This is a genomic window from Saccharopolyspora terrae, assembly GCF_004348435.1.
GTDB classification, from domain to species: Bacteria; Actinomycetota; Actinomycetes; order Mycobacteriales; family Pseudonocardiaceae; genus Saccharopolyspora; species Saccharopolyspora endophytica.
This window is the reverse complement of record NZ_SMKS01000016.1, coordinates 66,188-85,435: the sequence shown is the minus strand read 5'-3', so window position 1 is coordinate 85,435 and position 19,248 is coordinate 66,188. Positions and strand designations below refer to the sequence as shown.

General features: G+C 71.0%; 16 protein-coding genes. 6 read left to right on the top strand and 10 right to left on the bottom strand.

The window, feature by feature from the left end; genetic code table 11:
- Nucleotides 1-63: 63 nt before the first annotated feature.
- Entirely contained in the window at nucleotides 64-201 is a 138-nt protein-coding gene (locus E1181_RS31430; RefSeq protein ID WP_165944596.1) for a hypothetical protein, read from the bottom strand.
- A gap of 49 nt (nucleotides 202-250) precedes the next feature.
- On the opposite strand from E1181_RS31430, the gene E1181_RS12460 reads away from it, so the two are divergent.
- Both E1181_RS12460 and E1181_RS12455 read left to right on the top strand, forming a co-directional pair.
- Nucleotides 251-499, top strand: a complete 249-nt coding sequence (locus E1181_RS12460) for a hypothetical protein (RefSeq protein ID WP_235876712.1) — start codon at nucleotides 251-253, stop codon at nucleotides 497-499.
- Nucleotides 500-510: 11 nt separating this feature from the next.
- On the top strand, nucleotides 511-4,887 hold the full coding sequence (locus E1181_RS12455; RefSeq protein WP_235876711.1) for a cation-translocating P-type ATPase: 4,377 nt from the start codon (nucleotides 511-513) through the stop codon (nucleotides 4,885-4,887).
- Between the two features lie 159 nt (nucleotides 4,888-5,046).
- Here E1181_RS12455 and E1181_RS12450 read toward each other — a convergent pair whose 3' ends face one another.
- Nucleotides 5,047-5,997, bottom strand: a complete 951-nt coding sequence (locus tag E1181_RS12450) for an EamA family transporter (protein ID WP_235876710.1) — start codon at nucleotides 5,995-5,997, stop codon at nucleotides 5,047-5,049.
- A gap of 334 nt (nucleotides 5,998-6,331) precedes the next feature.
- On the opposite strand from E1181_RS12450, the gene acnA reads away from it, so the two are divergent.
- A complete protein-coding gene (gene acnA, locus E1181_RS12445) occupies nucleotides 6,332-9,130 on the top strand; it encodes an aconitate hydratase AcnA (protein WP_132674234.1) in 2,799 nt (932 codons plus the stop codon).
- 290 nt (nucleotides 9,131-9,420) lie between these two features.
- Here the strand turns inward: acnA and E1181_RS12440 are convergent, their stop codons facing one another.
- Nucleotides 9,421-9,978, bottom strand: a complete 558-nt coding sequence (locus E1181_RS12440; protein WP_132674265.1) for a class I SAM-dependent methyltransferase — start codon at nucleotides 9,976-9,978, stop codon at nucleotides 9,421-9,423.
- A 383-nt stretch (nucleotides 9,979-10,361) separates the two neighbouring features.
- Nucleotides 10,362-10,496, bottom strand: coding sequence for a hypothetical protein (locus E1181_RS32560; RefSeq protein WP_268952329.1), 135 nt, complete (start codon nucleotides 10,494-10,496; stop codon nucleotides 10,362-10,364).
- Nucleotides 10,497-10,829: 333 nt separating this feature from the next.
- Between E1181_RS32560 and E1181_RS12435 the strand changes: the two genes are divergently transcribed.
- Nucleotides 10,830-11,486: a TetR/AcrR family transcriptional regulator gene (locus E1181_RS12435; RefSeq protein ID WP_132674232.1), complete on the top strand. Its 657-nt coding sequence runs from the start codon at nucleotides 10,830-10,832 to the stop codon at nucleotides 11,484-11,486.
- On the opposite strand, the gene E1181_RS12430 is transcribed toward E1181_RS12435, so the two are convergent.
- The 5 genes from E1181_RS12430 to E1181_RS12410 all read right to left on the bottom strand — a co-directional run bounded on the left by E1181_RS12430 (nucleotide 11,483) and on the right by E1181_RS12410 (nucleotide 16,731).
- Complete coding sequence (locus tag E1181_RS12430) at nucleotides 11,483-12,823, bottom strand: uracil-xanthine permease family protein (RefSeq protein ID WP_132674230.1); 1,341 nt, start codon at nucleotides 12,821-12,823, stop codon at nucleotides 11,483-11,485. The two genes, E1181_RS12435 and E1181_RS12430, sit on opposite strands and share 4 nt — an antisense overlap.
- 109 nt (nucleotides 12,824-12,932) lie before the next feature.
- Nucleotides 12,933-13,931 carry a TIGR03842 family LLM class F420-dependent oxidoreductase gene (locus E1181_RS12425; protein WP_132674228.1) on the bottom strand — a complete coding sequence of 333 codons (999 nt, stop codon included), beginning with the start codon at nucleotides 13,929-13,931 and terminating at the stop codon, nucleotides 12,933-12,935.
- Between the two features lie 11 nt (nucleotides 13,932-13,942).
- Complete coding sequence (hydA, locus tag E1181_RS12420; RefSeq protein WP_132674226.1) at nucleotides 13,943-15,337, bottom strand: dihydropyrimidinase; 1,395 nt, start codon at nucleotides 15,335-15,337, stop codon at nucleotides 13,943-13,945.
- Nucleotides 15,338-15,348: 11 nt separating this feature from the next.
- Entirely contained in the window at nucleotides 15,349-16,191 is an 843-nt protein-coding gene (locus tag E1181_RS12415) for a nitrilase-related carbon-nitrogen hydrolase (RefSeq protein WP_132674224.1), read from the bottom strand.
- Between the two features lie 135 nt (nucleotides 16,192-16,326).
- The gene (locus tag E1181_RS12410; RefSeq protein WP_132674222.1) at nucleotides 16,327-16,731 is read right to left on the bottom strand and encodes a DUF5313 family protein; all 405 of its coding nucleotides are present in this window, start codon (nucleotides 16,729-16,731) and stop codon (nucleotides 16,327-16,329) included.
- 215 nt (nucleotides 16,732-16,946) lie between these two features.
- Between E1181_RS12410 and E1181_RS31425 the strand changes: the two genes are divergently transcribed.
- On the top strand, nucleotides 16,947-17,105 hold the full coding sequence (locus E1181_RS31425; protein WP_165943868.1) for a hypothetical protein: 159 nt from the start codon (nucleotides 16,947-16,949) through the stop codon (nucleotides 17,103-17,105).
- Nucleotides 17,106-17,166: 61 nt separating this feature from the next.
- Here the strand turns inward: E1181_RS31425 and E1181_RS12405 are convergent, their stop codons facing one another.
- Entirely contained in the window at nucleotides 17,167-18,333 is a 1,167-nt protein-coding gene (locus E1181_RS12405) for a fumarylacetoacetate hydrolase family protein (RefSeq protein WP_132674220.1), read from the bottom strand.
- A 303-nt stretch (nucleotides 18,334-18,636) separates the two neighbouring features.
- Here E1181_RS12405 and E1181_RS12400 point away from each other — a divergent pair, with 303 nt between their 5' ends.
- Nucleotides 18,637-19,191: a hypothetical protein gene (locus E1181_RS12400; protein ID WP_132674218.1), complete on the top strand. Its 555-nt coding sequence runs from the start codon at nucleotides 18,637-18,639 to the stop codon at nucleotides 19,189-19,191.
- Nucleotides 19,192-19,248: the final 57 nt, after the last annotated feature.

Below are 19,248 nucleotides of genomic sequence, written 5' to 3'. Positions count from 1 at the left end.
GCTGGGCCGTTCATCCGACATCCATGCTCCGTTCGTCGTAGCATTGACTGGTTGTCGCTTCCGCTAGGAGGTCGTCGCCATGCCCACCACCAGCACCGGATCCGCGCAGCGAAGCCGGAGGCGGCCGACGTCGAAGCAGGGACGCTCGTCGGCGTCCTCGACCACGAAGACGTCCTCGACGGCCAAGACGCCAGCGCGCACCGAGTCGACGTCGCAGCAGCCCGCGACCTCATCAGGTGCGTCGATCCCCGTGCCGTACGTGACCGCGCAGCTGCACACCACGCACATCCCGCTTCCCGAGATCCCCGGACGCAACGAGGTCGCCTCGACGGTGACCGCCGTGCGCGGAGCGCTCCCCTCCCGCGACCAGCTGCTGTTCTACACCGGGCTGACGGCCGCGGCGGCGCTGAGCGTCATCGAGTGGCCCGTCGCCGCGGCGATCGGCATCGGAGCGGCCGTGGTGCAGCGCAACGCGCGCCAGGGCGACGAGTCGGCCTGATCGCGCAGGGGATGCCGATGCTGCGCTGGCTGCTGTCGCAAGCCGCCGAAGTCGCCGCACCGGTGGTGCAGGCTGCCCGCACGGCCACCACCTCACCCGGTGACCGCCGCGTCTGGCGCGGACGCGAGCGCAGCCATCTGGAGATGCGGGGCGCGCACCTGCCCGGCAACGACGACGCCGTCCGCGAGGTGCAGCGCCGGTTGAACGAGCTCGCCGGGGTGCGCAGCGCCGAGGTCAACGGGGTGCTCGGGCGGGTGGTCGTCGAGCACGACCCCGAACTGCCCGACCTCACCGAGCCGTCGCGGATCATCGGCGAGGTCGAGACCGGTTTCGGGCTGGGAGACCAGGACGTGGCGCCCCGCAGCCGTCGGCACCCGGGCAACGCCGAGGCCGTGCTGCGCGACGCCGGCGCGTTGGCCGTGAGCGCGCTGGGCCTGGGCTACGCGGGACTGGGCGCGCTGCTGCCCGGGAGGTTGGTCTCGCCGCTGGTGCCCGCCGCGGTGTCGCTGGTCGACTCGGTGCCGTGGATGCGCGGCGGCCTGCAGCGCGTGATCGGGCGCGGACCGCTGGACCTGGCGCTGGCGCTGGGCGGCGCCGCCGGGCAGGGCCTGGCCGGCCGACCGCTGGGGGCGCTGACCGATCTGTGCGGGCGCTTCTGCTCCGCGCGCGAGACGCTCGCGCGCCACCAGGCCTGGCAGCACTGGGAGGGCGCGCTGCCGCACGCCTGCCCCGCGCTCGCGCACCGACCTCGTCCCCGCCCGGTTCCCGACGGGCCCGTGGAGCGGGTCGCCAACGCCTCGGGCGGTGCGGCGCTGGGCGGTGCGGTCACCGTCTACGCGCTGTCGCGCGCTCCGCAACGCGCGCTGGCCGCGCTGCTGGCCGCCGTGCCCAAGCCCGCCGCCGGCGGGCGCGAGGCCTTCGCGACGACCTTGAGCACGTCGCTGGCCTCGCGGGGCGCGCTCGTGCTCGAACCGGACGCGCTGCGGCTGCTGGACCGCGTGGACGCGGTCGTCTTCGACGCCCCCGCCCTGCTGACCGGGCGGCGCGTGGTCGACTCGGTGATCCCGTTGGACGACGACGCCGACTCCGCGGAGCTGTTCTCCCGCGCGGGCGAGCTCGTCGACCCCGCCGATCCCACCGCGCACCGCAGCAGCGGGAGCTGGTCGGTCGCCCTGCTGGACACCTCGGCCCACCCGCCGCAGGTACGCCGCGCGGCGAAGGCCGAAATCGCCTGTGGCGCGACGGTTCTCGATATGGTCCACGATGGACGGACGGTGGCGCTCGTGGTGGTGGTCGACGAGCTCGACCCGCTCGCCGAGGCCCTGGTCGACACCGCGCGATCGGTCGCCTCCGACGTGCTCGTGACCGGGTCCGGCCTGGAGCGCAGGCTGCCCGTCGACGGCGCGGTGCCGGGCGGTGCGGAGCTGGTCGACTCGGTGCGGGCGCTCCAGGACGACGGAGCCGTCGTCGCGGTGGTCTCGCACCTCGAGGGAGACGGCCTGTCCGCCGCGGACCTGGGCATCAGCCTGTCCACTTCGGACCCAGCCGCCTGGGCGGCGGACGTGATCTGCCCTAGCGCAGCGGTTCTCGACCTGCTCCTGGGCTCCGCCGGGGAGGCCAGGTCGGCGAGCAGGTACGCAGCGGGCATCTCGGCGGCGGGCGCGCTGCTGGGCGCGCTGTTCGCCGCGTTCGGCCCGGCCGCCGGCGCCCCCGCCCGCGCTTCGATGCCGGTGCACGCCGCGACGTTGGCGGCCTACGGGACCGGCGCCTGGGTCGCCCTGCGCGTCACCACCAGGCCGCCACCGCTCCCCCGCGAGCGCACGCCGTGGCACGCGATGCCCGCCACCACCGTTCTGTCCACACTGGACACCTCCGAGCGGGGGCTCTCCGCGTCCTCGGCCGCCGAGCGGCACCGCCCCTCCGACGACGGGCACGCTCCGGTGGGCGTGTTCGCGGCGACCATCGAGGGGTTGATCACCCCGATCACGCCCGTGCTCGGCGCGGGAGCGGTGATCTCCGCGGGACTCGGGTCGGTCGTGGACGCCGGGCTGATCTGCGGAGTGCTGCTGGCCAGCGCGCTCATCGACGGCGTCCAGCGCGCCGCCACCGACCGCGAGCTCAGCAAGCTGCTGGCCTCCGGCCGGACACCGGCGCGACGACGCCGAGGGGGCACCACCGACATCGTCTCGTCCGACGAGCTCGTCCCCGGCGACGTCGTCGAGCTGCGCGCCGGTGACGGCGTTCCGGCGGACTGCCGGTTGCTGTCGGTGGAGTCGCTGGAGGTCGACGAGTCCGGGCTGACCGGCGAATCCCACCTCGTCGCCAAGACCGCCGCTCCCACCACCGCGCCCGCGGTCGCCGACCGCACCTGCATGCTCTACCAGGGCACGGTCATCGCCAGCGGTACCGGCGTCGCGGTGGCCGTCGCGGTCGGTTCGCACACCGAGCTCGGCCGCACCACCGCTCAGGTCACCGGCACCGACGATTCCACCGGTGTCGAAGCGAGGCTGGCGGAGCTGACCAAGAAGGTGCTGCCGGTCTCCGTCGGCGCGGGCGCGCTGCTGTTCGCCTCCGACCTGCTGCGCGGGGTGCCGATGGGTCAGACCGTGGCGCGCTCGGTCGGACTGGCGGTGGCCGCGGTGCCGGAGGGCTTGCCGTTCGTGGCGACCCTCGCCGAACTCGCCGCCGCGCGCCGGATGTCCAAGCGCGGCGTGCTGGTGCGCAGCCCCGCCACCATCGAGGCGCTCGGCCGGGTCGACGCGCTGTGCTTCGACAAGACCGGCACGCTCACCCAGGGCCGGATCGCGCTGGGCGAGGTGTCCGACGGTCGCCGATCCCGCGGCGTGCACGAGCTGGAGAGCGCGCACCGGGAGGTCGTGGCCGCCGCCCTGCGCGCCACTCCGCGCCCGCAGGACGATCACCCGCTGCCGCACCTGACCGACCGCGCGGTGCTCGACGGCGCCTGCGAGATCGGGCTGGCCGCCGACGGCGAGGTGCTCGCCGAGCTGCCCTTCGAACCGTCACGCGGTTTCCACGCCGTGCACACCGACCGGCTGGTGTCGGTCAAGGGCGCCCCGGAAGTGGTGCTGGACAAGTGCGCGAGCTGGCGGGGCCACGGGTCGTTCGACGCGGCGGCGCGCGCCGACGTCGAGGCCGAGGTCGAACGCCTGGCGCTGCGCGGTTTCCGGCTGCTGGCCGTCGCCGAGCGCCGGGTGGGCGAGGACTACGAGCTCACCGAGTCCGATGTGGACGAACTCGAGCTCGTCGGCCTGCTCGGCCTGGCCGATCCCGTGCACGCCACCGCCGCGGAGGCCGTGGAACAGCTGGGGCGATCGGGTGTCGACGTCATCATGATCACCGGTGATCACCCGAGCACCGCCGAGGCCATCGCCGCTGAGCTGGGGATGCTCGGCGACAAGCGGGTGCTGTCCGGAGCCGAGCTCGACGCGCTCGACGACGAGCAGCTGGCGGGCGAGGCGCCCAAGATCGCGGTGTTCGCGCGGGTCACCCCGGCGCAGAAGGCGCGCATCGTGCGCTGCCTGCGCGACGCCGGACGGGTGGTGGCCATGACCGGCGACGGCGCCAACGACGTGCCCGCGATCAACCTCGCGCACGTCGGGATCGCGTTCGGTTCGCGCGCGACGGCGGCGGCCCGCGACGCCGCCGACCTGGTGGTCGCCGACGACCGCATCGAAACGCTCACCGACGGCATCGTCGAGGGCCGCGGCATGTGGACCTCGGTGCGCGAGGCGCTCGCGGTGCTGCTCGGCGGCAACCTCGGCGAGATCGGCTACGCGCTGGGCACCGGGCTGATCAGCCCGTCGGCCGCGCTCAACGCCCGGCAGCTGCTGGTGGTCAACATGCTCACCGACGTGCTGCCCACGATCGCCATCGCGGTGCGGCCACCGGCCGACCGGACCCCCGAGAAGCTGCTGGCCGAGGGACCGGAGGCATCTCTGGGCTCCGCGCTCGCGCGCGAGGTGGGCGCGCGGGCCGTGGCCACCGCCTCGGCGGCGGGGCTGGCCTGGACGCTGACCCGGCCGCTGGCCACCGCCGCGCAGGCCCGCACGGCCGGGCTGGTCGCGCTGGTGTCGGCACAGCTGGCGCAGACCCTGACCTCGCGCGGGCGCACGCCGCTGGTGGTGCTGGCGGCGGCGGGCTCGGTGGTGGTGCTGTTCGCGCTGGTGCAGCTCCCCGGGGTCAGCCAGTTCTTCGGCAGCAGCCCGCTGCTGCCGCACCAGTGGGCCATCGCGCTCGGCGTCTCGGTGGCCGTCGCTCTGGCGATGCGGGTGTGGCAGATGTGGCCGGTGGGACGCTCGTTCCTGCCCCGACCTGCGGAATTGGGTGCGGGTTCACCCGTCGGCCACCTGGCTTCCGAACCGGGCTAACCCGGCTGCCCCAGAGTCGGAGGCGTCGAAGCACCACTGATTGGACGAGGACGCCACCGATGCCTGCATTCCTGACCACCATCCTCACCGCAGCGGCCATCGCGCTGATCGAGACGCTGGTCGTGCACCTGGTCAAGTCAGCGCTGCGCACCGCCTGAGTCACGGCGCGGGCGAACCGACCGGGCCGGTCATCGCACCCGCGTCGCGGTCGGAGGGCGCCGCGCGTTGCGCGACGTAGGCGCCCACCAGGATCAGCGCTCCGCCCACCAGTTGCGGCGTTCCCAACGCCTCCGCCAGCAGCACCCACGCCAGCAGCGTGGCCACCACCGGCTCGAGGAACGCCACGCCGCCGGCGACCTGCGGGGACAGCAGGCGCACGGCGACGATCCCGGTGAGGTAGGCCAGCACGGTGGACCCGACGACGACCCACCCGACGGCCGCCATCGCCGGGACGTGGTGCCCGGCCAGCTCCACCTGACCCGCCAGCAGCCCGAAGTCCATCTCCCAAGGCCTCGCGATCGCGGTGACCACCACGGCTCCCAGCAGCAGGCCGAAACCGGCCAGCGCGAACGGGTCGACGTCCGCCGTCGAATCCGAGAGCAGGAAGTAGGTGGCTTGGCACGCAGCGGCACCCAGGCTCAGCAGCAGGCCCAACGGGTTGAAGCTCAGCCCCGAGAACAGCTCGACCACGCACGCCAGGCCGACCACCGCGAGCAGCACGCCGATCACCGCGGAGCGGCTCACCGGTGCGCGGCGGACGAACCGGATCCAGCCCAGCACCAGCACCGGGCCCAGGAACTCGATCAGCAGCGCCACGCCGACCGGGATCGTCGCGATCGCGGCGAAGTAGCAGACCTGCACCCCGGCGACGGAGAACAAGCCGTAGCCGATGATCAGGCGCGGGGCGCGGCGCAGCACCGGCAGGTGGCGCAGCAGGACCGGCAGCAGGAGCAGCGCTCCCCCGGCCAGCCGCAACCAGGCCACGTGCAGCGGGCTCAGCCCGGCGTTGATCAGCGGTTTGGCGAACGGTCCCGATCCGCCGAAGAAGATCGCGGAGGCCACGGCCACCGGCAGGCCGACGGCGCGGGGATCACGAGTCGGTGAGCGCACGGGCACATCGAAGCACGCCGAACCGCAACTCCGGGACTGGCGTGCCACACCGCCGGACGGCGGCACATTCGCGCTCGCGGGGCCCGGCGACGGCAAACTTCGGCCTCCCCGGTGTCCCAGAACCGAAAACGCCGCGTCCCGCTGTGGAAACACTCGCGCTTTTTGACGAAACGCGCACAAGCGATCGACAGTCAGGTCACCCTTTGTTGAGCGGCTTTATAGGACACGCGTACTGTTAGCGGTGAAGAGCGCGAGTCCCCGCGCACGCTCAGCTGACGTGCGCGAGACTCGCAATCGTTCCCGAACTTGCGCCCGTCGCGAGATGGAGTTGAACGTGACTGCACCTGCGAGCAAGGACAGCTTCGGCGCACGCGGCACGCTGAACGTCGGCGACGCCTCTTACGAGGTGTTCCGGCTCAGCGCCGTCGAAGGTGCCGAGCGGCTGCCCTACAGCCTCAAGATCCTCCTGGAGAACCTGCTGCGCACCGAAGACGGTGCCAACATCACCGCCGACCACGTGCGCGCGCTGGCCGGCTGGGACTCCAAGGCGGAACCCGCCACCGAAATCCAGTTCACCCCCGCCCGGGTGATCATGCAGGACTTCACCGGCGTTCCCTGCGTCGTCGACCTCGCCACCATGCGTGAGGCCGTCGCCGACCTCGGCGGCGACACCTCCAAGGTCAACCCGCTGGCGCCGGCCGAGCTGGTCATCGACCACTCGGTGATCATCGACGTGTTCGGCAGGCCCGACGCCTTCGAGCGCAACGTCGAGTTCGAGTACGGCCGCAACAAGGAGCGCTACCAGTTCCTGCGCTGGGGCCAGGGCGCCTTCGACGAGTTCAAGGTCGTCCCCCCGGGCACCGGTATCGTGCACCAGGTCAACATCGAGCACCTGGCCCGCACCGTGATGTCGCGCAACGGCCAGGCCTACCCCGACTCCTGCGTCGGCACCGACTCCCACACCACCATGGTCAACGGCCTGGGCGTGCTGGGCTGGGGCGTCGGCGGCATCGAGGCCGAGGCCGCGATGCTCGGCCAGCCCGTGTCGATGCTCATCCCGCGCGTGGTCGGCTTCAAGCTCACCGGTGAGATCCCCGCCGGTGCCACCGCCACCGACGTCGTCCTCACGATCACCGAGATGCTGCGCAAGCACGGCGTCGTCGGCAAGTTCGTCGAGTTCTACGGCTCGGGTGTGGCCTCGGTGCCGCTGGCCAACCGCGCCACCATCGGCAACATGAGCCCGGAGTTCGGTTCCACCGCCGCGATCTTCCCGATCGACGACGAGACCGTCCGCTACCTCAAGCTCACCGGTCGTCCGGCCGACCAGGTCGCCCTGGTCGAGGCCTACGCCAAGGAGCAGGGCCTGTGGCACGACGCCGACCACGAGCCGGAGTACTCCGAGTACCTCGAGCTGGACCTGTCCACCGTGGTCCCGTCGATCGCCGGCCCGAAGCGCCCGCAGGACCGCATCGTGGTCTCCGAGGCCAAGCAGTCGTTCCGCACCGCGTTGACCGACTACACCGCCGCGCCCACCGATGACGCGGCCCTCGACGAGGCCGGCGAGGAGTCCTTCCCCGCCAGCGACCCGACGTCGATCAGCCCGCACGCCAAGCCGGAGCTGGTCTCCGCGGCCAACGGCTCCAACGGCCGGATCTCCAAGCCGGTCAAGATCGCCTCCGAGGAGCTGGGCGAGTTCGAGCTCGACCACGGTGCCGTGGTGATCGCCTCGATCACCTCCTGCACCAACACCTCGAACCCCTCGGTGATGCTCGGTGCCGCGCTGCTCGCGCAGAAGGCGGTCGACAAGGGCCTGACCCGCAAGCCGTGGGTCAAGACCTCCATGGCCCCGGGCTCGCAGGTCGTCACCGACTACTACGAGCGGGCCGGCCTGTGGCCGTACCTGGAGAAGCTCGGCTTCCACCTGGTCGGTTACGGCTGCACCACCTGCATCGGCAACTCCGGCCCGCTGCCGGAGGAGATCTCCGCCGCCGTGCAGGAGAACGACCTCACCGTCACCTCGGTGCTGTCGGGCAACCGGAACTTCGAAGGCCGGATCAACCCCGACGTCAAGATGAACTACCTGGCCTCGCCGCCGCTGGTCATCGCCTACGCCCTCGCGGGCACGATGGACTTCGACTTCGAGAACGACCCGCTGGGCAACGACACCGAGGGCAACCCGGTGTACCTGCGCGACATCTGGCCGTCGCCGCAGGAGGTCCAGCAGACCATCGACTCGGCGATCACCAACGAGATGTTCACGTCCTCCTACCAGGACGTGTTCAAGGGTGACGAGCGCTGGCGCGCGCTGCCCACCCCGGAGGGCGAGACCTTCGAGTGGGACGCGCAGAGCACCTACGTCCGCAAGCCCCCGTACTTCGAGGGCATGCAGATGGACCCGGCCCCGGTCACCGACATCTCCGGTGCCCGCGTGCTGGCGCTGCTGGGCGACTCGGTCACCACCGACCACATCTCCCCGGCCGGTGCCATCAAGCCGGACTCCCCCGCGGGCCAGTACCTGTCGGAGCACGGCATCGACCGCAAGGACTTCAACTCCTACGGTTCCCGACGGGGCAACCACGAGGTGATGATCCGCGGCACCTTCGCCAACATCCGGCTGCGCAACCTGCTGCTGGACGACGTGCAGGGCGGCTACACCCGGGACTTCACCCAGGAAGGCGCTCCGCAGGCGTTCATCTACGACGCCGCGCAGAACTACGCCGCGCAGGGCACCCCGCTGGTCGTGCTGGGCGGCAAGGAGTACGGCTCCGGTTCGTCCCGCGACTGGGCCGCCAAGGGCACCCGCCTGCTGGGCGTGCGCGCCGTCATCGCCGAGTCCTTCGAGCGCATCCACCGCTCGAACCTCATCGGCATGGGCGTCATCCCGCTGCAGTTCCCGGAGGGCTCCTCGGCCAAGTCGCTGGGCCTGGACGGCACCGAGACCTTCGACTTCTCCGGCATCACCAAGCTCAACGACGGTGAGACCCCGGAGACCGTGAAGGTCACCGCCACCAAGGCCGACGGCTCCCAGGTGGAGTTCGACGCCAAGGTCCGCATCGACACCCCCGGTGAAGCGGACTACTACCGCAACGGCGGCATCCTGCAGTACGTCCTCCGCAAGACGATCCGCTCCTGATCCCCTGCTTTATCCTGGCAGGACAGTGAAGAACGGGCCCGGCTGGAGTCACAAGCTCCAGCCGGGCCCGTTCTTTCGTTCACTGACAAGACTCTGTGGTCTTGTTGCTTGGCGGTGCGGGTAGCGGAACCTGACACGCCTTCTGGCTCCGGGAGCCGAGGCTTATGTATGCCAATACACGACACGTCGGCTGTCCTCACCAGAAGACGTGTCAGAACCCGCGGCGGTGCCGGTTGCTCAGGTGGGGTACCGAGAAAGCACCTTCGGTGCTTGCCTGACGGTGATTTGTCTTAGGGGAGGTTCGGCCTGCGGCAGACGTAGGTCCTTGCTGGAGGCATGTTGCGCCAGACCGTGCGGGAGGTGATGACCTCGTCGAAGCTGACGTCGAGGCGGCGGCGGAACTGGCGGGCGCCGGACATGCCCAGGGCGTGCAGGTAGGCGAAGGTCGTGAACGCGCCACCGGGGGTGAGCACCGAGCCGACCTGCTGCAGGATGTCGTGCTGCAGCTTGGCCGGGAAGATCGACCACGGCAGGCCGCTGACCACGGCGTCGACCCGGTCGATGCCCGCGGCCGACAGCAGCGCTCCAAGGTGCGAGGCGTCGCCCTGGATGACCTCCAGCCACGGCAGTGCGCGGTTGAGGTGTTCGACCATGCCCGAGTCCAGCTCGATCGCCACGTGCCGGCCACCCGCGGGAAGCCGGTTGGCGATGGCGGCGCTCAGGGCACCCGTGCCGGGTCCGAGCTCGACGACCACGGGACTACCGGTGCGCGGCACCACGGAGGCGATCTCGCGCGCCAGGTGCGGCGAACTGGGCGCCACGGCACCGACCTGGCCGGGCTTGCTCACCGCGCGCTGCAAGAAGGTCCGGTAGTTCTGCAGCACCGACGCGCCACCTCGTCCGCTCCCCGGCCCCGCAGCGGGCGTCGTCGGGGTGTCCGGGCTGCTGGGCGTGTGTGGAGAGGTCACGGATGCCTTCCCGATCGGTGAAGCCGGTCGTTGGTGCTCACCAGCCTATCGGGCGATCTGCGACCGGGCGCACAGCAGTGCCGCACACCACGGGGTGCGAGGAGGAGATCAGGAATCCCGCAATTCACCGGGAGGTGCTCGACCGGTCGCGGAAAAGAGGCGCGGAATTGCGCCGGAACCTGTAACGAACTGCGTTCCCAGAACGATTGGAAAAGCTTCACGGGCTTGTCCCGAGCGGGAGCAAGCCCGTGCGCGCGCTTGCCTCAGGCGATCTGCCCGGCGGGCTCGATGACCTGGTCCGGGGTCTCGTCCGAACGCCTGACCCAGCTGGTCAGCGCTCCGGCCGCACCCAGAAGAACGATCGCCTCGGCCGCCAGGGCCACCCACACCGTTGCCACTTACTTGCCTCCCTTCCACTGTCCGCCCCGCCTTCCGAACGCGCGCACGCACATACCCGCCCAAGCGGGTCGATCGGAAGAAGGTTTGGGTAATAACCCGGTACGAACCAATCCTACGGCCGTGTTTCGGGACTTCCCAAACCAGGCAGATGTAATGTGTACGACACTCGAACAGCCGATCACCGCAGCCGCGGAGTCAGCCACGTTCGGGCGAACGTCGCAGGTAGTGCGATCGTTCGCCCGGCGAAGCAAAATGGACGTCGCTCATCCCCTTAACGGAGTACCCGGCATGCGACAATCCGCCCGAAGCACAACAGGGCCGAATCGAGGATCATGACCACCGAAACGACGCCGCGACTGCGCGCAGACGCACGCCGAAACCGGGACCGGATCATCACCGCCGCCCAGGCCGTGTTCACCGAACGCGGTACCGAGGTACCCATGGAGGAAGTCGCCCGAACCGCCGGTGTCGGGGTCGGCACCCTCTACCGCCGCTTCCCCGATCGGGACTCGCTGATCCGGGCCGTCGCCCACGACGCCTTCAGCTCCGTGCTGGAAGACACCCGCGCGACCATCGAGCAGGAGCCCGACGCGTGGCGCGCGCTCAGCCAGATCCTGCACCGCGGCATGGCGCTGCGCACCGTGGTCCGGCTGACCGTCCTGTCCTCCAGAGCGCGGGCGCTTATCAACGCCGACCCCAACACCGAGGCCGTGAACAACGAGTTCATGGCGCTGGTCGACGACCTGGTCAAGCGGGCTCAGGCCGACGGGACGCTGCGCGACGACATCAGCACCGGCGACATCGCCGTGCTGAGCTCGCTGGCGCTGCAGGGCGTGCAGGCGCTGCCCGAGGAGCTGCGCACGGTGGCCCCGGCCCGCTACATCGCGGTGCTGCTCGACGGGTTGCGCGCCGACAACAGCCGCCCGCTCCCGGGCCGGCCGATCTCCGCGCAGGAAGTCGTGGTCCGCACGCCGGAAGTGGACGTCTAGTTCCTGCGCGCCACGCCCGCGCGCAGGAGGTGGTAGCCGGCCAGCGTCACCACCGTGCCCAGGGCGATGCCGCTGAACTCGAACGACGGGGTGATCTGCAACGACACCCCGCCGATGCCGGCGACCAGTCCGGCGGCCAGGGGCAGGAGGTTGACCGGGTCGGCGAAGTCCACCCGGTTCTCCACCCAGATCTTGGCGCCGAGCAGGCCGATCATCCCGTAGAGCACCACGGTGATGCCGCCGAGCACGCCACCGGGCGTGGCGGCGATGACCGCGCCGAACTTCGGGCACAGCCCGAAGGCGATGGCCACGATCGCCGCCACCCAGTAGGCGGCGGTCGAGTACACGCGGGTGGCGGCCATGACGCCGATGTTCTCCGCGTAGGTCGTGGTCGGCGGGCCGCCGACGGCGCTGGACAGGGCGCTGGCGAACCCGTCGGCGAAGATCGCGCGGCCGAGGCTGCCGTCCAGCCGGCTGCCGGTCATCTGCTCGACGGCCTTGACGTGCCCGGTGTTCTCGGCGATGAGCGCGATGACGGCCGGGAGCACGACGATGATCGCGGCCAGGTCGAACGAGGGCGCGTGGAACTGCGGCAGCCCGAACCAGGGCGCGTCGGCCACACCGCTGAGGTCCAGCCTCAGGTGGGTGCTGACGTTGCCGTCCGCGTCGGGCGCGGTGATCGGGCCGAAGACCGCGTCGAACGCCCACGACAACGCGTACCCGCCGACCAGGCCGAGGAAGACGGCGACGCGCCCCCAGAAGCCGCGCAGCAGCACGCTGGCCGCCAGCACGATCACCATCGTGATCAGCGCGACCCACTGGTCCTGCGGCCAGTAGGTCTCGGCGACCACGGGCGCGAGGTTGAAGCCGATCAGCATGACCACCGCACCCGAGACCGCCGGCGGCAGCATCCGGTGGATCGCCGCCGCCCCCGCGAAGTGCACGATCACCCCGACCGCACCCAGCACGAGCGCGCAGATCAGGATCGCGCCGGTGACCGCCGAGCTGTCCCCGCCTCCGGCGCGGATGACGGTCACGGCCCCGACGAACGAGGCGCTGGAGCCGAGGTAGCTGGGGATCTTGCCCTGCACGATGAGCAGGAACAGGATCGTGGCCACGCCCGAGACCATGATCGCCAGGTTCGGGTCGAGTCCCATGAGGACCGGGAAGACGAAGGTCGCGCCGAACATCGCCACCACGTGCTGGGCACCGAGCCCGATCGTCCAGCTCCACGAGAGCCGTTCGTCCGGCGCGACGGCCTCGCCGGGGCGCGGTGTTCCGCCGTCGCCGTGGAGCTGCCAGCCGATGCCCAGCTTCGAGCCCAGTCCCTGCCGCATGACGAGCCTTCCTGTTCCACCCGCAGCGCGGGACCGCTAGATCGAGCGGAACTCTACAAACCGGCACCCGTGTGACTGCCGCCGCAGCCGGGCAACCACGCGGATCAGCTCAGCCGAGCACGGGGATGATCTTCTCCCCGTAGGCGCGCACGGTGTCGTCGATCGCGTCGTGCATGGCGTAGACGGCGAACTGGTCCACGCCGATCTCGCGGAGTTCGGCGAGCCGGCCCACGTGCGCGGAGGCCGGGCCGAGCAGGCAGAACCGATCGACGATCTCGTCGGGGACGAACTCGGTGCTCTGGTTGCCCGCGCGGCCGTGGTGCGAGTAGTCGTAGCCGCCGCGGTTCTTGACGTAGTCGGTGAGGGCGGCCGGCACGGCGTCCCCGGCGTCGCCGTAGCGGGCGACGAGGTCGGCGACGTGGTTGCCGACCATGCCGCCGAACCACCGGCACTGCTCGCGCGCGTGCGCGAGGTCGTCACCGACGTAGGCCGGAGCCGCCACGCACACCGTGACCTCCCCCGGATCTCGTCCGGCCCGCTCCGCCGCGTCGCGGACGTGCTCGACCATCCACCGGGTCAGGTACGGGTCGGCGAGTTGCAGGATGAACCCGTCGGCCTGGCGCCCGGCCAGTTCCAGGGCTTTCGGCCCGTAGGCGCCCATCCACACCGGCAGCCGCCCGTCGCGGACCCACGGAAGCCGCACCGGGGTGTCGTTCAGCAAGGCCTCGCGGCCTTCGGCGAGGTCCTTGATCACCGCCATCGCCTCGCCGAGGGTGGCCAGGGTGGTGGGTTTCCCGCCGGTGACGCGCACCGCGGAGTCCCCGCGGCCGATGCCGCAGACGGTGCGCGGCCCGAACATGTCGTTGAGGGTGGCGAACAGGGAGGCGGTCACCGTCCAGTCCCGGGTGCTGGGGTTGGTCACCATCGTGCCGACTCGCAGCCGCCGGGTGGCGGCGAGAATCCGGCTGTAGATGACGAACGGTTCCTGCCACAGCACGCAGGAGTCGAACGTCCAGCCGTGGGTGAACCCCAGGTCCTCCGCCTGCCGCATCCGGTCGACCAGCACCGATGCGGGCGGGTCGGTCTGCAGCACGAGTCCGAAGTCCATTGCCGCGCTCCTCAGCTCAGGTATCCGCAGGATTCACGGCGCAGGAAGCGGCCCCTGCCGGGCCGGCCGTGGTACTCGCCGTCGTGCACGATGACCTCGCCCCGGGACAGCACCGTGCGCACCCGGCCGGTGATCCGCCTGCCCTCGTAGGCGTTGTAGTCCACGTTCATGTGGTGCGTTTCGGCCGAGAGCACCTGCTCGGCGCCGGGGTCGTAGATGACGATGTCGGCGTCGGCGCCCGGGGCGATGGTGCCCTTGCGCGGGTGCAGCCCGAACATCCGCGCCGGGGCCGTGCTGGCCAGTTCGACCCACCGGCGGCGGCTGATCCGGCCCGCGACCACGGCGTCGTGCAGCAGGTCCAGGCGGTTCTCCACCCCCGGGATGCCGTTGGGGATCTTGGAGAAGTCGTCGCGCCCGAGCTCCTTCTGGTCGGCGAAGCAGAACGGGCAGTGATCGGTCGAGACCACCGACAGGTCGTCGGTGCGCAGCGCCCGCCACAGCGACGCCTGGTGGTCGGCCGGGCGCAGGGGCGTCGAGCAGACGTACTTGGCGCCTTCGAACCCGGGCGCGGCGAGTTCGTCGACGGTGAGGAACAGGTACTGCGGGCAGGTCTCGCCGAAGACGTTGAACCCCTCGTGGCGGGCCCTGGTGATCTCGGCGACGGCCTCGGTGGCCGACACGTGCACCACGTACAGCGGTGAACCGGCCACTTTGGACAGCTGGATGGCTCGGTGCGTGGCCTCGGCCTCCAGCAGCGGATGGCGGACGCGGCCGTGGTACTTCGGATCGGTGTGGCCGGCGTCGAGCGCCTGGCGGACCAGGACGTCGATGGCGATGCCGTTCTCGGCGTGCATCATGATCAGCGCGCCGTTGTCGCCCGCCTGCTGCATGGCGCGCAGGATCTGCCCGTCGTCGCTGTAGAACACGCCCGGGTAGGCCATGAACATCTTAAAGCTGGTGATGCCCTCGTCCACCAGCGCGTCCATCTCCTTGAGCACGCCGTCGCCGACGTCGGAGAGGATGCCGTGGAAGCCGTAGTCGATGGCGCAGTTGTCGTCGGCCTTGGCGTGCCAGGCCTCCACGCCTTCGCGCAGCGTGCGGCCGACGGGCTGGATGGCGAAGTCGATGATGGTGGTCGTGCCGCCCCACGCCGCGGCGCGGGTGCCGGTTTCGAAGGTGTCGGCGGCGTAGGTGCCGCCGAAGGGCATCTCCATGTGCGTGTGGGCGTCCACGCCGCCGGGGATGACGTAGTGGCCGGTGGCGTCGAGCACCGCGTCGGCGGTCCAGTCCTGCGCCACGCCTGGCGTGGCGATGGCGACGATCGTGTCGTCCTCGACCAGGACGTCGGCTTCGATCTCCTCGGTCGCGGTGATCACCAGGCCACCGCGGATGACGGTTCTGCGCATCGCGGGCTCCCTCAGGGCTGGGTCAGCGGGCCGTAGGCGTCCGGGCGGCGGTCGCGGTAGAAGGCCCACTTGCGGCGGACCTCCTCGACGACGTCCAGGTCGAGGTCGCGGACCAGCAGTTCTTCGTCGGTGTCGCTGGCGGGGTCGCCGACGAACTGGCCGTAGGGGTCGACGAAGTAGCTGGTGCCGTAGAAGTCGTTGTCGCCGTACTCCTCGACGCCGACGCGGTTGATCGCGGCGACGAAGTACTCGTTGGCCACGGCGGCGGCCGGTTGTTCGAGCTTCCACAGGTAGGACGACAGGCCCCGGCTGGTGGCCGACGGGTTGTAGACGATCTGGGCGCCTGCCAGGCCCAGCGCTCGCCAGCCCTCCGGGAAGTGCCGGTCGTAGCAGATGTAGACCCCGACGCGTCCGACCGCGGTGTCGAAGACCGGCCAGCCGAGGTTGCCGGGCCGGAAGTAGAACTTCTCCCAGAACCCGGGCAGGTGCGGCAGGTGGTGCTTGCGGTACTTGCCGAGATAGGTGCCGTCCGCGTCGATCACCGCGGCGGTGTTGTAGCGGAAGCCGGGCCCGGCGACCTCGAAGACCGGCACGACGACGACCATCGACAGCTCGCGGGCGAGCGCGCACATGCGCTGCACGGTCGGGCCGTCGGGCACCGCCTCCGCCCAGCGGTGGTGCTCGTCCTCCTGGACCTGGCAGAAGTAGGGGGCGTTGAACACTTCCTGGAAGCCGATGATCCGCGCTCCCCGCGCGGCTGCGGCTCTGGCGTGCTGCTCGTGCGCGTCGACCATGCTCGCGGTGTCACCGGTCCACTTGGCCTGCACGAGTGCTGCGCGAACGACGTTGGGCATCGACGAGGCCCCTCCCGCTCGGACTTCCCGCCGGATCTCGGGCGGATGAAACCGAACGTAGGCCCACAGGTGAACACCCGCAATGACCGCGCGATCACGCAAAGTGACGAATTGTAGCCAGCGGAGAAGCCGGGGTCACTCCCACCAGGGGCGGTAGCCGACACCGTGCTTGTTGGCGCGGTCGACGTCGCGGCGCATGGTGCGGGTGTCGCGGGCGACGCCGGGCGGGAAGCCGTGCTTGATGGCGCGGTGCTCACCGGTCTCGCCCATGTAGCAGACCGAGTAGAACAGCCCGACCAGCAGGCCGAGGGCCAGCGAGCTCAACCGGATCCACATCGGACCGGGCAGCAGCATCAGCACGGCGCAGAACGGGGCGAGCTGGGTCAGGGCGCGGGCGAGGTGCCGCAACACCCAGGTGCGGCAGGTGACGTCGTGCAGCACCCACTCGGCGCACCGGTCCGGCAGCTTGCCGCCGAAGGCGTACCAGACCCATTGCGCCGGGTTGGGTCGTGATGACGGCGCGGGCGGGGTGGTCGCCATGGCTCCAGGTTAGTCCTCGTCGCAGTGCTTCGGGACCGTCCGTTCGGTCCTCGGCACCGATCCTATGCACCCGTTGCCGGACGCCATGACGCCACCACCGACAGCGATCTGCGTCACATTCGGGTGATTTGACGCCACGCTGGCGGGTCAAGCGCGTCCCAGTAGTAACGAGGGATTGCGGGAGCTCGATACCGCAATCGGAAAGGGGAGGAAAAGTGTTCGTCGTCGTCGTGGCAATGCTGCTGGTTCTGGTTCTGGGGTTCGTGATGTTCACCGACGCGCTGGAGGGCACCGGGTCGATGAGCACCCGGCGGGGGCTCCGCGACGTGGCCGCTCAGGTGAAGCGCAGCGCGCGCCTGTCCGACCACAACTAAAGCGAGGACCACCGGCCCACCTTCGCGGGCCGGTGGTGCTTTCCAGGGGGTCAGAAGGGGGTCAGAGCAGTCCGCGGTGGGCCAGGTTGGCGAGCAGGGAGCGCACGCCGAAGGTCCACTGCGGACACCGCTCGCTGCGGTTGACCCGGTTGGCGAGGGTGCCGAGCTTCGGGGTGGAAATCCGCACCACATCGCCGACCTGGTGGGTGAAGCCCTTGCCGGGCGCTCCCCGGTCCTCGGTGGGAGCGAAGAGGGTGCCGGTGTAGAGGATCAGCCCGTCCGGGTACTGGTGGTGCGGCCCCAGCGCGGACGCGGCCAGCTCCTCGGGGTCCCGGCTGATCTCGCGCATCGAGCTGTGCCCGTCGAGGACGAACCCGTCCTCACCCCGCACTTCCAGCCGCACGTCCAGGTTCCGCACGTCGTCCAGGCCGAACCCGTCGTCGAACAGGCGCAGGAACGGGCCCAGCGATGCTGAGGCGTTGTTGTCCTTGGCCTTGGGCAGCAGCAGCGCGCTGCGGCCCTCGACGTCGCGCAGGTTGACGTCGTTGCCCAGCGTCGCGGCCACGATCCGGCCGTCGCTGCGGATCGCCAGCGCCACCTCGGGTTCCGGGTTGTTCCAGTCCGAACCCTCCGCGATGCCGATCTCGGCTCCCGCGCCCACGGCCGCCAGCAGCGGCGCCTTGGTGAAGATCTCCGGGTCCGGGCCGAGCCCGACCTCCAGGTACTGCGACCAGAGCCCGTCGCGCACCAGCACTTCCTTGACCGCGCGGGCCTCGTCCGAGCCCGGCCGGATCGCGGCGAGGGTCCCGCCGATCGCCGACTCCACCTGCTCGCGGATCTCCGCCGACCGGGTCACGTCGCCCGCGGCGCGTTCCTCGATGACCCGCTCCAGCATGCTCTTGACGAAGGTGACCCCGGCCGCCTTGAGCACCTGCAGGTCCGCCGGCGCCAGCAACCTCGGTCCCGGCCCGCCGTCGATCGGCGCGGCGAGCACGCTCGCCAGCGGCCAGCTCTGGCGCGGTGCGGCGGTGCGGGCGAGCTCCACGGGATCGCGGTGCTCGAGCAGGTCGGTCAGCGTCGGGACGGTGTCGGTGAGATCGACGAGCTGGTCGCCGCGCACGGCGACCACCGCCGGGCCGGACTCCTGCGGGTCGTGCACGCGTCCGACCAAGGTGGCCGCGTCGCGGTCGGTGGGCAGCACGTCACTGACGTCGTCGAGCAGCTTCACGTCTCACCTCTCGTTCGGCTCGACGGCAACATAGCGCCCCGAACACCGCGCGCCCCGCTGCTTTCCGAGTGCCCGCCATCCGGAGGAGAGCGCGCCTCGTCCCGCGTCCGGGAGGATTCAGGACGGAGCTGGCGAACGGGCGCGATGGTGACGTAAGGTTCGATCGACTCTCACTCGTTCGGGTGAGAGTCTTCGAGTGGAACGGATCAACCGGCAGTGGGGTGAGTGGCAGTGGGCAGGTCGTCGTTGGCGCGATCCGGAGGACGCCACCGGCGTGGCGCCGCGTGGCGGTACACCGCACCGGTGCTCGGTTACACGACCGCGGCGGTGCTCGCCGTCATCGCCGCCACCAGCGCGCACTACTCGCAGACGCGCGCGGACGAAGTGGCGACGCCGGAACCGGCCAACGCCGCGCGTGCCCAGGCCTCAGCGCCGTCCCGGCAGTACCTGCCGCAGTTGATGAACCCCGAGTCCAGCCCCGGCACTCCCCCGGTCGTGCCGATCGTGCCGCCACCGGCACCGACCGCACCGGCGATGGCGGGACCGAAGCCCGCCGCGCCGACCTCGGAGACCTCCGAGGAGACCACCGCGCGCAGCTCCGCGCCGTCGACCACGAGCGAACCGACGAGCACCCCGTCGGCGACCAGCGAACCGGCGCCGACCTCGGAGCCGGCGCCGACCTCCGAGCCCACTCAGACCTCGGAGCCGACCGAGACCTCCCAGCCGACGCAGCCTTCCGAGCCGAGCCAGACCACGGAGCCGTCCCAGCCCAGCACGACGTCCGAGCCGAAGCCGGGTCTGCTGCCGCTGGTCGGGGGCGTCGTCGACGGCCTCGCCGGTCCGCTGCTGGGGAGCTGACGCCGCTCGCGGAGCCCGCGCACCAGTGGGATCGTCGATCCCAGGAGGTGACGGCCC